This is a genomic window from Rhizobium sp. Root1334 (genome assembly GCF_001426665.1).
GTDB lineage: Bacteria > Pseudomonadota > Alphaproteobacteria > Rhizobiales > Rhizobiaceae > Pararhizobium.
In genome coordinates, this window is sequence record NZ_LMEY01000011.1 from 1 (window position 1) to 13,653 (window position 13,653).

The following is a 13,653-nucleotide window of genomic DNA, read 5'->3' on the forward strand; positions in this document are numbered from 1 at the left end:
CGGTCATCGGTGGTGTCCTTCAGGTTGGTTCTAAGCAACCCGACCCTACCGGAAATCACCGATGGCTATGAAATCCAGCTACACCACTCCCTGGGACACGATCTTTGCCTCGGTTTTATGCAAACCGATAATGCTAGTATTGTTGCAAGAATACGCCAATTGGCGGGCCGCGATTTGATGCCGATCAATGTTCACACCCTTCGACAGCCTATGATGAAAACACATCTCGACCCCATGAGATGAAAAAAGAGTGGAGCACGCCTCCCGTCAGAATCATCAGGTAAAATGGAGATTGAAAACATGGCAGAACATCCTGCTAATCTTCCAACCAACACAGAGCCAAAAACACCGTCGACATCGGGCCTCTGGTCACCCTTTGAAAGCCTTCGTTCCGAAATCGACCGGGTCTTCAATGACTTCACGCCGGGATTTTTTGATCGGACCTTTTCCCGTTTGCCGGCGGTATTTCAGGGTAACGCGCCGGCCGTCGATTTTGTCGAAAAGGACGACGCCTATGAGTTGACCGCCGAGCTACCAGGCATCGATCCCAAGCAGCTTGATGTCACGCTGTCGGACGGCATCCTCACGTTAAAAGGCGAAAAAAATGAGCGCGAGGAAAGGAAAGATGGGGACTACTACCTGTCCGAACGCCGTTATGGATCCTTCCGGCGCGATATCCGGCTTCCAGAGGCGACCGACCCGGACAAGATCGACGCCTCGTTTGCTAACGGGCTTTTGAAGGTCACTCTTCCGAAAAAGCCAAATGCGCAGAAGAACAATAGGAAGATCGCTATCAAGGCATCCTGATAGGAGTCGAATTAATCACGGCCAATACACTGTTCAAGTCGAAAACGAAGCGCGGGAGCTCAAATCTCCCGCGCTTCTTCAGTATCAGGAGACACGAATATGATTCTCGACCACGTTTACGCCGGGGACCGACCACGCGGCCTGTTCCGCAGCCTGGCGCTCGCTCCAGGCGTGGACGTCACCCTCCAAAGTCACCTTGCCGTGTGCGACATTGACCTTGACTGCAGCCGCTTCAATGAGAGCGTGCCGTTGCAATGCTGCCTCTATCCGATGTTTGACATCGACGACATTTGCCTTAGGCTTGACTTCCAAAACGTTGACAACACCGACGACCCCGCCGAGCTTCTTGACCGCGTCTTCCGCGGCTTGCCGCTGGAAATGCCACGGCACTTCCCCGGAAAGCGTGATCCAACCTTTGTGAACCTTGATGTCAACCGCGGCATCGGGAAGTGCGGTATCCCATGATATGATGTCGAGTGCTCTCGCAGCGATTTCGTCATCTTCATGGCGCTTATGCCCGGGCCACCGTATTTCTATCTCGCTGGCGACGGCCCGGACACCTCTGACGCGTTGCGTAATCAACTCCGCCATCAATTTCTGGGCATAGGTTTCCACGTGACCAGAAAGCGTTGCGATCCCGTGTTCGACGGCGACACCGATCTGGGCGGCGTCGAGGCTCGGATCGTACTCCAGTTCGTCGAGGATATCCCTTCGAATTTTTCGGTCGTCCATGTCTTACTCCATCCGTTCAAGAGGCAGGATGCACCTCATTTTTAATTTGAACCAATCGACGGCATCACACTTTGCGCTCGATCAAAGATGAGGCGGGGCTACCTGCGTTAGTCTGATGTATGCTAGAATGAGGAGATTCTCTGGTGACATATATCTTGAAAGATCTGACCGAAGGCGAATGCCGTACGGTGCTGAGCAAAGCCCGCTTTGGCCACCTCGCCTGTTGCAAGGACGGTCAGCCCTATGTCGTGCCGATCTATTTTGTCGCCGATTACGGGGCGATTTACAGCTTTTCGATGCCTGGCAAGAAGGTCGAATGGATGCGGGCGAACAACAACGTCTGCCTGCAGGTCGATGCGGAAGGCGAGGGTAAAGGATGGGGCAGCGTTATCGTCGAGGGTCGATTTGAAGAATATCCGGATACGGAAGCGTGGCATAATCAAAGACTGCACGCCTGGTCGGTTTTACAGCAATATCCTGACTGGTGGGAGATTGGCGCCCTGAAGCCGGAGGAACTGCCAATATCGTCAACGTCTCCGCACCTCTTTTACGGGATTGTCGTTGGGGAGATCCACGGACGCAGAGCGAGCTTCGTGGGATAGTAAAGACTCGATATTAAGAGGCCGCCCAGATTGGAATTTGGGCGGCCTATACATTTGTCGAGATCCAGTGGCCTGCTTACTGCTTCTGCGATGACCCTTTCCATAGCCGAAATACGGCTTAATGGGCCAAAAACAGTGGGATCTTGGCCTCTTTCAACATTGAATGTGTTACCCCGCCGAACAAACGTTGTGCCAAACGCGGATGGTTATAGGCGCCCATGACGATCATGTCGGCAGAGACATCAATCGCATGTTGCCGCAACGTTTCGTCGATGGGCCGTCCGCCACCCGAAATCCGATCGACTGCAACCTTGACGCCGTGCCGCGCAAGGTAGCGAGCGATGTCTGCGCCCGGCTCTTCACCATTGCTGGAACTAGTCGCGAGGGGATCGACCAGCGCGACGTGCACCTCGCCCGCGCTTTTTAGAAAATCAAGGGACAGTTGGGCTGCGCGAGCAGCCTCGTCGCTGGAATCCCAGGCGAGGAGAACTGCCTTTGGCGCAGCACTGATGTCGCGACCCGTTGGATTGAGCAGGATCGGCGTTGGTGAATGGAAGAGAGCACCGTCAATGACCTGCTTGCGAAACTGCTCATCGCGTGCGGCTTGAGGTCCGACCAACACGATATCGGCGTAAAGCGCACGCACGGCGATATCATCCGCGGCCCAGGCGAATTCGGTATAGATGTCCTGTACGTCCCAGGAGATCTCGCTTTTTTCTAGCAGCGACTTGATGTTACTCGCTGCCGTGTCGAGTTCCTCGATCTCGCGCTGTCTCTCTTCGACCCAGACAGTCGAAATGACTTCGTACGTGCCGACATAGGGGGCAGCTCCCATGGATACCACGAGCGCGGTTAGGTGCGCTTGATGCGTTTGACAGAACGTGATGGCACTCTCCAGGTCCTTGTGAAATTTGGTGACATCGAGGACACCGAGAACTGTCTTGATCGTCATGGTCTGAGCCTTTCCTGTTTGAGGATCGTCTCCAGCATAGTCAAGTCAGCGGCTGGTCACATTGATCTGGCGCAAAGACGAGCGGCCACACGGTTACGGGGACCTCATTCTCGGTCAATCACGTCAGCGTGTGGGGGAGTTATCAGTCTAGAAGCTGGCGCAAGCGTACCGCCAGTTCGCGCGTCGTATAGGGCTTTTTGAGCCAGCTCGCGTTTTTCAGCAGGTTTCCGCCGGTAATCTCAGGTGATGCATACCCGGACGTCAGCAACACAGCAACATCGGGACGCCGTTCCTTGACCGCCTGCGCCAGCTGGTCGCCGGTTAGGGACCCGGGCATTATGATGTCAGTGAATACGAGGGCAATATCTGGTATTTGTTCGAAGAGGGCAAGCGCGTCAGTCCCGTTCTCAGCTTCTAACACCAGATATCCCAGGCCTTTCAACCGCGAGACAGCCACCCGTCGGACACGTGGATCATCCTCGACGACGAGGACAAGTTCCTCGCCTGTTGGGAGTGCGACATCGTCAGTACCGGGTGGACCGGCGGGGACGATTACACCTTGTTGGACCGGTAGAAAGATTCGAACACTCGTTCCCTGAGCCGCTTCACTGTAGAGTTGGACATGCCCACCAGACTGGTGGGCGAAACCGTAGACCATGCTCAGTCCGAGCCCGGTTCCCGCGCCGACGGCTTTGGTCGTGAAAAAGGGTTCGAACGCGCGGCGTTTGACGTCGTCCGTCATTCCAATTCCTGTATCACTAACAGCGATGAGCACATATTCACCTGTCCGGACCTCTGGATACATCGCGGCATAATCGACATCGAGAGTAACGCGGCTGACCTCAATCGTTAGACGTCCGCCGTCGGGCATAGCATCGCGACCGTTAAGGGCGAGATTGAGAATGGCGTTTTGCAGCTGTGATGCATCGACAAGCGCGAGATTGGCCGCGCCAGCCACGGTGCTGTGCAGCTCCACTCTTTCCCCGAGCGTTCGTCTGAGAAGATCCGAAAAACCGTCGATCAGCCGGCCAATATCTTCTGGCTTTGGATTGAGCGCCTGCCGGCGCCCGAAGGCGAGAAGCTGACCGGTGATCTTCGCCCCGTCGTCTGCAGCCAACTGTGCCTCGCGGGCAAGATTGATAAGCTTCGGGTCCGAAAGCTTCGCCTCCAGCATTTCCAAATTGCCGCCGATGACGGTGAGCAGATTGTTGAAGTCATGTGCGAGGCCGCCCGTCAATTGACCGACAGCCTCCATCTTCTGCGCCTGCCGCAGTTCCTCCTCCATGCGGTGACGGTTCGTCAGGTCGCGAATAAAGCCCGTGAACACACGCTCGCCGTGAGAGACCGCCTCGCCGACAGAAAGCTCCATCGGAAATACGGCACCATCCTTGCGCAAGCCCGTGACGACTCGTCCATAACCGATGATGCGACGTTCGCCGGTTTCCCGGTAGTGCGAGAGGTAGCCGTCGTGTGCGCCACGATACGGCTGGGGCATCAGCTGCTTGACGTTCACCCCCTGCAGTTCCGCGGCCCGATAACCGAAAAGTCGTTCCGCAGCCGCGCTAAAGGCGGTGATCGAACCCCTTTTGTCAATCACGATCATGGCTTCCGGAATCGTAGCCAGGATGGAGGCTAGATGTGCCTCCCGCTGTGCGAGGTCGCCCTGCACCTGTTTCAGCGCGGTAATGTCGTTGTTCGTCTGAAGAACGACCAAGGTCCCAGTGTCCTCCATGACCACACAGACGAAGCGAGCAGCGATATAGAGACTGTGCCCGTCCTTATGCCGGTGTTTCAGCTCGCCCGACCAGATGCCCGTCTCACGGAGCTTGCGACGGATGTTCTCGATCGGTTCCGGAAATTCTGTGGAAAGAAGGTCGTGGACGATGGCACCAATCGCCTCGGCACGGGACCATCCGTAAAGGGCCTCGCATCCTACGGTCCAACGCTCGATCACCCCGTCAAAGCGATGAACAATGACGCTCGCGCCGCCGAGGATCCGTTCGACCTCGTCCAATCCGTGGTGGGTGACCGTTTGTAACGCTTGGAATTGAGACATCACGGTTCTTCATGTTAAGCGCTGGCAAACTGGCGCGCGTTCACCCCATCATGCATATCGGACCCGTCATGAAAAGCGGCAACTTCACCGGCGAGCGTCATCAGTTTTTCGATCTTAATTCTGTATTGATGACGTCCCTCCGGCGTGATGGCACCGCGCGATGCAAGGCTCGAAAAGGTCCGGGATACGGTTTCGATCGTCAGGCCAAGATAGTCTGCGATGTCCTGGCGTGTCATCGGCAGGTCGAGCCGAGACATGACAAATGCTTCCCGATCGCGTCGAGCTGTCAGGACAAGGAATGTGCAGACGCGTTCCTCTGCCGTCTTTGTCGCCAACAGGACCATCTGTTCCTGCGCCGCGGCCATCTCGTCGCTCAGTCGCGCGAAAAGGCTGGGCCGGAATTCGGGCGACTGGTCCATCTTTTGCTGGAAGCTCTGCCTGGAAAAACGCCGGACCCTCGTCTTCGCCACAGCCTCGGATCCATAGAGGTATCGATCCATAAGCGAAATTCCAATCAGATCGCCAGCGTAGAGAAACCCGGTAATGACGCGGCGACCGTCGGAGAGTATCTTGAAAACTCTGACGAGACCTTCGACGATTTCGAACACGTGCTTTGCGGGATCACTTTGCCAGAAGATCGGCTGTCCCGGCTCGAATATTTCGATCGGCTGTCGTTCGAAGACGCACGCCAAGCTCGGCTGAAGGTGGGGTGCCAGGGGGATGACTGTTCCGGAACGGGACTGATAAGCGACTTCTGTACGAAACATGACCTTTTCCTCACTCCTGTTTGACGAGGACAGTTGAACTGGTACACGTGACGAGCAGACGCTGGGCTTGTAATAGTGTGCGCGAAATTGCAACAATTTGTAACAGGCCACGATCACCACGATACACAGCGATTGGGTCACACAATGCAGAACCTTCTTGTTATTGATGACGACCCGCGCATCCGGGACATGCTGACCCGCTATTTCGAGGATGAGGGATTCGGCGTGACGGCGGTGGCAGACGCACCTTCGATGCGCACCTGTCTGGCCCGCACCACCTTCGATGCGATTCTCCTTGATCTCGTCCTGGCCGGCGGCGACGACGGACTAGCGATCGCAAGAGAAATCCGTACAACGTCCGACATTCCAATCCTCATGCTGACGGGGCGCCACGACGTTATCGACAGAATTGTGGGCCTGGAGATCGGGGCGGACGATTATATTGCCAAGCCTTTTCACCTGAGGGAGGTACTGGCGCGCCTGCGCACGGTGCTTCGGCGGCGCGCCGCGATCAGCCCTCCGAACGGACATGCCGACGTCGATGTCCTTGCCTTCCAAACCTTCACCCTCGACCTCGGCCGGCGCCTTGCGATGAGTGCGGGCGGAAGCGAGATCGATTTGACGACGGGCGAATTCGACATGCTCGTCGTTCTCTGTCGCCACCCAAAACGTGTATATTCACGCGAGACGCTGATGGAACTCACCCGAGGCCGCAATCTTGATGCCTTTGACCGAAGCATCGACGCACAGATCGGTCGCTTGAGAAAAAAGATAGAACCTGACCCATCGAGGCCCGATCTGATCAAGTCGGTCCGGGGCGTTGGCTACGTCTTTACCGGCAAGACTGTATCCCGATAGAGCACGACTATTTGAGGACCAGCCGGACGCCATGATCCCAATGGCTGTAGTTTAAAGGCTGTAGCCGCCGCCTCCAATTGTCGGACGTCAATGTCCAGAAGCGAATGCTTGTGCATTCGGCTTTTGCGGCGATGCCCCGCAGCTTGTCGATAAGGGCCTTTGAGACCCCGGCCTCGTCTGCAGCGCTTGCAACGACGAAGATGGGCACATCAAGCATTCGTTTATGCGCGAAATCATCGCCGAGCTTGCACAAAGCAAGTCCCTGAATCACACCCATCGGATTAAGCGCGATCCACGCCTGCTCCCCTTGCTCCGCGACGTCGGTGTTGGTCGCCAGCTGAGCGCAGTATCGTCGCCATGCCGCAAGATCGAGTACCGAGGCGACAGGTTCGATAAGCGGATAGGCTCTGTCCACATCAAACGGCTGGATCTGTGTAATAGTATAGATTGCTGACATACGCATTTCCTCAGTGAACCTCGAGGCCGAGCTTGACGCCGCCTTTCAAGCGATGGGCTTGCCAATGTCATTCGTCTCGAATGCCTACGAAAGAGGAAAGGCCAGCCTATTGCATTACGACAGATCAATGTCGGATCTTTGAATTTAAGCTGAATTGGACATTCCAAGCCAAAACCGGGCAGAACGCATGCGTTGCGCCCTCCAACTCGCAAGGACTACCGATGATTTCCAAGCGCGGCTGCGAATTCCTGATAAAGACCCTGCGCTCGCGTGGCATCCTATTGGTGCTGACGGCCTCTATCAGTCTGCTGCTCGGGATACTCTTTCTGATTGCTCGACAGTCGGAGCTGGCCGGGCTGGCGTTCATGGCCGGAACCGTTCCAGTGCTGTTGGCGCTCATTGTCCAGATTGTTCGGTCGCTTCGCAAAGGCGACGCCGGACTCGATATCGTCGCGGCATTATCGATGGCCGTCGCCCTCGCCTTTGGCGAGCATCTTGCCGCCAATGTCGTGGCGTTGATGTATGCCGGCGGACAACTGCTTGAGAGTTTCGCCTCCAGCCGCGCGGCGCGCGAAATGACGGCTTTGATGGGTAGGGTCGCTCACACGACAATGCGTTATGCCGGCGATGCTCTCGAGGAAGTCCCGATAAAGGACGTCATGGCAGGCGACCGGTTGATGATCCGCCGCGGCGAGGTTCTACCCGTCGATGGTGTGATCCTCTCCGGCGAAGCAATGCTCGACGAGTCGGCACTGACAGGTGAAGCCGTACCAAAACGCCATTTGGTCGACCAGGAAGTGTTGAGCGGCACCACGTCGGTTGGAGACATCTTCGATCTTGCCACCCTTCGTCCGGCAGCCGAAAGCACGTATGCCGCCGTCGTCCGCCTGGTGGAGGCTGCCCAGCAGACCAGGGGGCCCATGGTGCGTCTGGCTGACCGATACGCGATCCTTTTCCTGTTCGTCACCCTGTCAGTCGCCTTTGCCGCATGGTGGTTGTCCGGCGACCCGCGACGGGCTCTTGCCGTCCTGGTGATCGCAACACCTTGCCCTTTGATCCTTGCAGTGCCAGTGGCGATCATGTCCGGCATCTCTCGTTGTGCAGCGCAGGGTTGCCTGGTCAAGGACGGCGGCACACTTGAAGCGCTCGGACGAGTTCGAGTCGCCATTCTTGATAAGACCGGTACGCTGACCCATGGCAAGGCGGCCGTGGCCGCCATCGAGACAACTGGCTGGCTGGAGGAAAACGAGCTTCTGCGCCTTGCCGCTTCGCTCGACCAAGCGTCGGGCCACGTGTTTGCCTCTACTTTGATAGGGGCCGCTCATGACCGTGGCCTGCCTCTTGAGCCGCCGACCAATGTCGATGAGGCGCCAGGTGACGGCATAGAAGGCTCCGTCGGTCACCATCGCGTCATCGTCGGCGGTGACGCCTTCGTGGCCGGTCGGGTCGAGGAGGCCGTAAAACTGCCTGTGCCGAACCCGCGGCGTGCTGGAGAAGCGACGATCTCCGTCGCTGTCGATGGGCGAATTGCCGGATCGATTGTGCTATCGGATCGGGTTCGCCCAGAGGCACGAAACGTTCTTAAAAAGCTCCGACATCACGGAATCCAACGGATCATCCTGGCGTCTGGCGACAGGCTGGATGTTGCAATCAGGATCGGCCAAGACCTCGGTCTCGACGAAATTCTTGGCGAGCAAACACCAGCTTCCAAAGTCGTTATCGTTGCTTCCGCGCGCCAATGGGGGCCCGTCCTCATGGTCGGCGACGGTGTCAATGATGCACCCGCTTTGGCGATGGCCGACGTTGGGGTGGCCTTGGGGGCACGAGGTGCCGCCGCCGCCTCGCAGTCGGCTGGGGTCGTCCTGCTTGTCGATCATCTCGAACCGCTCGCCGAAGCTTTAGGCATTGCCCAAAGGACGATCCATATAGCCCGACAAAGTGTATTCGCCGGCCTTGGCCTTTCTCTCGCCGGCATGGTCGCCGCCGCCTTCGGATACCTTCCTCCCCTACATGGGGCTCTTCTCCAGGAGGCGATAGACGTTGCTGTGATCGTCAATGCGTTACGCGCGCTGCGACCGGCTAGGATAGCGGTCGGCGTGTAGTGCGAGGCAAAACCAACCTTGTTGCCTGGATGAACAAAGGCAGGAAGCCGAGGCTGTTGTGGCGGCTAGATCCTACGATCTGCGGATCGATTCCGCTCGTGGGCCAGCCATGCCCGCGACATATCGGTAAGAGAAACAGACCCATAGTGCTTTATCTCATCGTCTCGGAAGCGACAAAACGGCGGCTAACGCGTCTGCTACCGGTTCTAGCGGAGAACGATCAAGGCACCAGCACGGCGGCACCTCTGAGACGGCCTTGGCGAAGGTCGGCAAGAGCCTCGTTGGCCTTTTCGAGCGGATAGGCGGTCGTGTGAGTTCGAACTCCGGCCTCAGTTGCGACGGGGAAGAATTCTTCGGCATCCTGCCGTGTGAGGTTAGCGACCGACAACAGTTCGCGCTCGCCCCATAAAGCCGCGTAGGGCATGGATGGTATGTCGCTCATGTGGATGCCGCCGCAGACGACCCGACCGCCCTTTCGCACGTTCTTGAGAGCGGCCGGTACAAGTGTCCCTACGGGCGCGAAAATGATTGCCACATCCAGCTCCACCGGCGGCGTCACGTCGGAATTTCCGGCCCACCGAGCTCCCAGGCTGCGGGCAAAGTCCTGCGCAATAAGATCGCCCGGCGTCGTGAACGCATACACGTGCCTGCGTTGCCAAATGCAGATCTGCGCGATGATGTGAGCGGCGGCCCCGAATCCGTAGAGGCCGATTTTCTTCCCATCGCCCGCCTTCTTCAGGCATCGCCAGCCTATGAGCCCTGCACACAGCAAGGGTGCAAGCGCGACGGGGTCCGCATGCGGATCAAGGTCGAATGCGAAACCGGCATCTGCGACGACATGGGTGGCAAAGCCTCCGTCCCGGCTATAGCCGGTGAACTGTGGCCGGTCGCAAAGATTTTCCGCCTTCAACAGGCAGTAGGAGCAAACCCCGCAGGTGTGACCGAGCCATGGCACGCCTACACGGCGACCAAGCCGCGCCGGGTCGACACCCTCTCCGATCGCATCCACGATCCCGACGATCTCATGCCCGGGGATCAGCGGCAGCTTCGGTTCTGGCAACTCTCCGTCGACCACATGCAGATCCGTTCTGCACACCGCGCAGGCTTCGACTTTCAGCCGGATCTTGCCTGCCAAGGGAAGCGGGTCTGGCCTTTCGACCATCACCAACGGCGTGCCGATCGCCCCAATAACCATCGCTTTCATGAATCAATTCCTTCCTCCCGGCTGGAACCGGCAAAAGTTCCTTCGAAAGAATAAAGATCATAATACGATCGGCGACACGGATGCGTGAAGGAACCGCAGAAACACATCATCGCCGCGATCTCCAGACCGATTAATCCTGGAGGATTTTTGTCAGCAGCAAGAATGCCGACGGCGCGACCACGGCCGCGCCGGTGCCTTGCTGCTTCGGAACTCAGGAAACTCTGATGTGGTCGACGACAGCCTTCACGCCCGGTGCGGACCACGCGGCACGCTCGACCGCGCTGCGTTCCGGCCAAGCATTCACATGACCTTCCAGCGTCACCTTGCCGTCGGCGACCAGAACCGTGATTCCGTTGGCCTCAACTTCGGCTGTGCGTTTCAGTGCATCTTCGATGCGTTTCTTCACATCGAAACTGGAAACACGCGGCTTCCCGCTGATCTCCCCGGACACGCAGCGCGCCGGAGCGAGCCTTGAGGGGGGTGACGTCATGCCGATCGGCAACGGGGCTGTTCTGATCGGCATGGGAGAGCGAACGACGCCACAGGCTGTCGATGCTCTGGCGCGCCATCTATTCAGGGCGGGAACGGCGACACATGTGATCGCTGCGTTGATGCCCAGAGACCGCAGTTTCATGCATCTCGACACGGTGTTCACCTTTTGCGACCGCGATCTGGTCACCATGTATCCGCCGGTCGTTGATCGCATCAGAAGCTTTTCACTGCGGCCGGGCTCTGCGCAAGGCAGTGTCGACGTCACAGAGGAGAGCGCGAGTTTCATTTCGGTCGTGGCGGCCGCTATGGGATTGAAGGCGTTGCGCGTCGTGGCAACCGGGGGTGACTGCTACGAGGCAGAGCGGGAGCAATGGGATGACGGCAACAACGTCGTCGCCGTCAGTCCCGGGCTCGTTATCGCCTATGACCGCAACGTCTACACCAACACGCTACTACGACGCGCTGGTGTCGAGGTCATCACCATCGAGGGTGCGGAGCTCAGCCGCGGGCGCGGTGGTGGTCACTGCATGACGTGCCCGCTCATAAGGGATCCCATTTAACTCGTACCGGAGGCACCTAAAATGTCGATCAATCTTCATGGACGTAGCGTGCTGGCGCTTGATGATCTCAGCCCCGGCGAAATTCGCTTTCTGCTCCGGCTGGCGGCCGATTTGAAAGAAGCGAAAATGGCCGGAACGGAACAGCCGCGCCTGTCGCGCAAAAATATTGCCTTGATCTTCGAAAAGGATTCCACCCGGACGCGATCGGGCTTTGAAGTCGCCGCCTACGATCAGGGTGCCCACGTCACCTATATCGGTCCTTCCGGGAGCCACATCGGCCACAAGGAAACGATGAAGGATACAGCCCGCGTGCTCGGCCGCATCTACGATGCGATCGAATATCGCGGCTTTGCCCAAAGCTCAGTGGAGGACCTTGCGAAATTCGCAGGTGTTCCCGTCTACAATGGCCTGACGAATGAAGCGCATCCAACCCAAGTTCTTGCCGACTTCATGACCATGCGCGAGTTCACCCATAAGCATTTGTCCGACATGGTCATGGCCTTCGTCGGTGATGGTCGGGATAACGTCGCGCTCTCGCTGGCAACTGGCGCCGCCAAGATGGGCATGGATTTTCGCGTGGTTTCGCCAAGAGAGTTCTGGCCTGCCCCCGACGTCATCGAAAATCTCGCGGCCGAGGCTCGAAAGAACGGCGGGGTATTCTCCATTGGGGAGCATATCCGTCCCGGCGTCCTTCGAGCCGATTTCGTCTACACCGATGTCTGGCTTTCGATGGGCGAGGATGAGGGTGCGTGGGCCGAGCGCATCCGCCTGCTGTCGCCATATTGCGTGACGACAGAGGTGATGACCGCGACGGAAAATCCCTACGCCAAATTCATGCACTGCCTCCCCGCGTTCCACGACAGGAATACGGATGTGGGCGCCCGCATTTTCCAACAGTTCGGCTTGGATTGCATGGAAGTCACGGACGAGGTGTTTGAGTCCAAATCCTCCATCGTCTTCGATCAGGCGGAAAACCGGATGCATACGATCAGGGCGCTGCTCGTCGCAACGATGGGAGGCTAGGATGCTGATCGTCGCGGCACTGGGAGGAAATGCGCTTCTCAAACGAGGAGAGAGTATGACGGCAGAAAACCAGCGTGCCAATATCAAGCGGGCTGCATCGGCGTTGGCGACATTGATCGCTGCCGGCCATGATCTTGTCGTTACGCACGGGAACGGTCCTCAGGTGGGGCTTCTTGCACTCCAGTCTATGATCCCTCCGGGTTCGCCGTTTCCCCTCGACGTTCTGGATGCCGAAAGCGCTGGAATGATCGGTTATGTCCTTGAACAAGAACTGGCAAACGTCGTCGACAACCGCCGCTTTGCGACACTACTAACCCAAATCAAGGTCGATCCATCTGATCCGGCTTTTGACTATCCAACCAAGTTTATTGGACCAGGCTATGATCTGGCAACGGCTCGGTCTTTGGCCGACCAGCGGGGATGGAAGATCGCTGCCGACGGAGACAAATGGCGCCGGGTGGTTGCCTCGCCGCGGCCACTGGCAATCCTGGAAGTTCCAGTCATTGCCAGTCTCGTTGAACAAGGCGTTATCGTTATCTGCGCAGGGGGTGGAGGTATTCCAGTCGTGGAACGAGAGGACGGCATTCTGGCCGGCGTAGAAGCCGTGATCGACAAGGACCTGGCGAGTGCCATGCTTGCAAAAGACCTGAAAGCGGACATGCTGCTTTTACTGACTGACGTCGATGCGGTCTATCGCGACTTCGGCACGCCGGCGGCTTGCGCGCTCGCACATGTAAACCCGGCTTCACTCCAGGCAAGCGCATTTCCGACCGGTTCGATGGGGCCGAAAGTCGCCGCAGCAATCGAGTTTTCGACCCTCACAGGCAAGATAGCGGCAATCGGCAACCTCGAAGAAGCCATCGATATTGTTTCCGGTAAACGGGGAACATGGCTCGACGGCAGGGTGCCACGGGATCCCGTCGTAACTGCAAGCCAAGGTTCCACCGCCGCTCGCTCTTGTGCTCCTCATTATGATCGCGCTCGTCTTAAGCATCCTGTTCGTCGAACATTCTCAGGATAGGAAATATCGAACCGTTCAGA

General features: G+C 57.7%; 14 protein-coding genes and 1 pseudogene. 8 read left to right on the forward strand and 7 right to left on the reverse strand.

The window, feature by feature from the left end; genetic code table 11:
* Both ASD36_RS31170 and ASD36_RS13780 read left to right on the forward strand, forming a co-directional pair.
* The coding region (locus ASD36_RS31170) for a hypothetical protein (RefSeq protein ID WP_210173793.1) at window positions 1–243 on the forward strand (243 nt) is incomplete at its 5' end.
* A gap of 42 nt (window positions 244–285) precedes the next feature.
* Window positions 286–807, forward strand: a complete 522-nt coding sequence (locus ASD36_RS13780; protein ID WP_244489836.1) for an Hsp20/alpha crystallin family protein — start codon at window positions 286–288, stop codon at window positions 805–807.
* Window positions 808–891: 84 nt separating this feature from the next.
* On the opposite strand, the gene ASD36_RS13785 is transcribed toward ASD36_RS13780, so the two are convergent.
* Complete coding sequence (locus ASD36_RS13785) at window positions 892–1,539, reverse strand: BON domain-containing protein (protein ID WP_060511207.1); 648 nt, start codon at window positions 1,537–1,539, stop codon at window positions 892–894.
* A gap of 155 nt (window positions 1,540–1,694) precedes the next feature.
* Between ASD36_RS13785 and ASD36_RS13790 the strand changes: the two genes are divergently transcribed.
* Complete coding sequence (locus tag ASD36_RS13790; RefSeq protein ID WP_347360130.1) at window positions 1,695–2,141, forward strand: pyridoxamine 5'-phosphate oxidase family protein; 447 nt, start codon at window positions 1,695–1,697, stop codon at window positions 2,139–2,141.
* Between the two features lie 118 nt (window positions 2,142–2,259).
* On the opposite strand, the gene ASD36_RS13795 is transcribed toward ASD36_RS13790, so the two are convergent.
* The 3 genes from ASD36_RS13795 to ASD36_RS13805 form a co-directional block, all read right to left on the reverse strand.
* Window positions 2,260–3,093, reverse strand: a complete 834-nt coding sequence (locus tag ASD36_RS13795) for a universal stress protein (protein ID WP_060511209.1) — start codon at window positions 3,091–3,093, stop codon at window positions 2,260–2,262.
* A gap of 142 nt (window positions 3,094–3,235) precedes the next feature.
* Window positions 3,236–5,149, reverse strand: coding sequence for a PAS domain-containing sensor histidine kinase (locus ASD36_RS13800; protein ID WP_060511212.1), 1,914 nt, complete (start codon window positions 5,147–5,149; stop codon window positions 3,236–3,238).
* A 14-nt stretch (window positions 5,150–5,163) separates the two neighbouring features.
* On the reverse strand, window positions 5,164–5,916 hold the full coding sequence (locus ASD36_RS13805) for a helix-turn-helix domain-containing protein (protein WP_082562817.1): 753 nt from the start codon (window positions 5,914–5,916) through the stop codon (window positions 5,164–5,166).
* Between the two features lie 144 nt (window positions 5,917–6,060).
* Between ASD36_RS13805 and ASD36_RS13810 the strand changes: the two genes are divergently transcribed.
* Entirely contained in the window at window positions 6,061–6,774 is a 714-nt protein-coding gene (locus ASD36_RS13810; RefSeq protein WP_060511214.1) for a response regulator, read from the forward strand.
* Window positions 6,775–6,781: 7 nt separating this feature from the next.
* Here the strand turns inward: ASD36_RS13810 and ASD36_RS13815 are convergent, their stop codons facing one another.
* Window positions 6,782–7,231, reverse strand: a complete 450-nt coding sequence (locus tag ASD36_RS13815; RefSeq protein WP_060511216.1) for a hypothetical protein — start codon at window positions 7,229–7,231, stop codon at window positions 6,782–6,784.
* A 221-nt stretch (window positions 7,232–7,452) separates the two neighbouring features.
* On the opposite strand from ASD36_RS13815, the gene ASD36_RS13820 reads away from it, so the two are divergent.
* Complete coding sequence (locus ASD36_RS13820; protein WP_082562818.1) at window positions 7,453–9,333, forward strand: heavy metal translocating P-type ATPase; 1,881 nt, start codon at window positions 7,453–7,455, stop codon at window positions 9,331–9,333.
* 220 nt (window positions 9,334–9,553) lie between these two features.
* On the opposite strand, the gene ASD36_RS13825 is transcribed toward ASD36_RS13820, so the two are convergent.
* Window positions 9,554–10,537: a zinc-dependent alcohol dehydrogenase family protein gene (locus ASD36_RS13825; RefSeq protein ID WP_060511219.1), complete on the reverse strand. Its 984-nt coding sequence runs from the start codon at window positions 10,535–10,537 to the stop codon at window positions 9,554–9,556.
* Between the two features lie 211 nt (window positions 10,538–10,748).
* Complete coding sequence (locus ASD36_RS13830; protein ID WP_347360131.1) at window positions 10,749–10,943, reverse strand: BON domain-containing protein; 195 nt, start codon at window positions 10,941–10,943, stop codon at window positions 10,749–10,751.
* Window positions 10,944–10,983: 40 nt separating this feature from the next.
* Between ASD36_RS13830 and ASD36_RS13835 the strand changes: the two are divergent.
* The 3 genes and pseudogenes from ASD36_RS13835 to arcC all read left to right on the forward strand — a co-directional run.
* Window positions 10,984–11,589, forward strand: a pseudogene (locus ASD36_RS13835) (arginine deiminase family protein); the annotation flags it as partial.
* A gap of 21 nt (window positions 11,590–11,610) precedes the next feature.
* Window positions 11,611–12,612 carry an ornithine carbamoyltransferase gene (argF, locus tag ASD36_RS13840; RefSeq protein WP_060511221.1) on the forward strand — a complete coding sequence of 334 codons (1,002 nt, stop codon included), beginning with the start codon at window positions 11,611–11,613 and terminating at the stop codon, window positions 12,610–12,612.
* A gap of 1 nt (window position 12,613) precedes the next feature.
* A complete protein-coding gene (gene arcC, locus ASD36_RS13845) occupies window positions 12,614–13,633 on the forward strand; it encodes a carbamate kinase (RefSeq protein ID WP_082562820.1) in 1,020 nt (339 codons plus the stop codon).
* The last annotated feature ends 20 nt before the right edge of the window (window positions 13,634–13,653 follow it).

Coding starts and splice junctions, on each gene's coding strand:
- ASD36_RS13800 (WP_060511212.1), bottom strand. CDS start 5,149: ATGTCTCAATTCCAAGCGTTACAAACGGTCACCCACCACGGATTGGAC.
- ASD36_RS13795 (WP_060511209.1), bottom strand. CDS start 3,093: ATGACGATCAAGACAGTTCTCGGTGTCCTCGATGTCACCAAATTTCAC.
- ASD36_RS13805 (WP_082562817.1), bottom strand. CDS start 5,916: ATGTTTCGTACAGAAGTCGCTTATCAGTCCCGTTCCGGAACAGTCATC.
- argF (WP_060511221.1), top strand. CDS start 11,611: ATGTCGATCAATCTTCATGGACGTAGCGTGCTGGCGCTTGATGATCTC.
- ASD36_RS13785 (WP_060511207.1), bottom strand. CDS start 1,539: ATGGACGACCGAAAAATTCGAAGGGATATCCTCGACGAACTGGAGTAC.
- arcC (WP_082562820.1), top strand. CDS start 12,614: ATGCTGATCGTCGCGGCACTGGGAGGAAATGCGCTTCTCAAACGAGGA.
- ASD36_RS13820 (WP_082562818.1), top strand. CDS start 7,453: ATGATTTCCAAGCGCGGCTGCGAATTCCTGATAAAGACCCTGCGCTCG.
- ASD36_RS13815 (WP_060511216.1), bottom strand. CDS start 7,231: ATGTCAGCAATCTATACTATTACACAGATCCAGCCGTTTGATGTGGAC.
- ASD36_RS13780 (WP_244489836.1), top strand. CDS start 286: ATGGAGATTGAAAACATGGCAGAACATCCTGCTAATCTTCCAACCAAC.
- ASD36_RS13810 (WP_060511214.1), top strand. CDS start 6,061: ATGCAGAACCTTCTTGTTATTGATGACGACCCGCGCATCCGGGACATG.
- ASD36_RS13825 (WP_060511219.1), bottom strand. CDS start 10,537: ATGAAAGCGATGGTTATTGGGGCGATCGGCACGCCGTTGGTGATGGTC.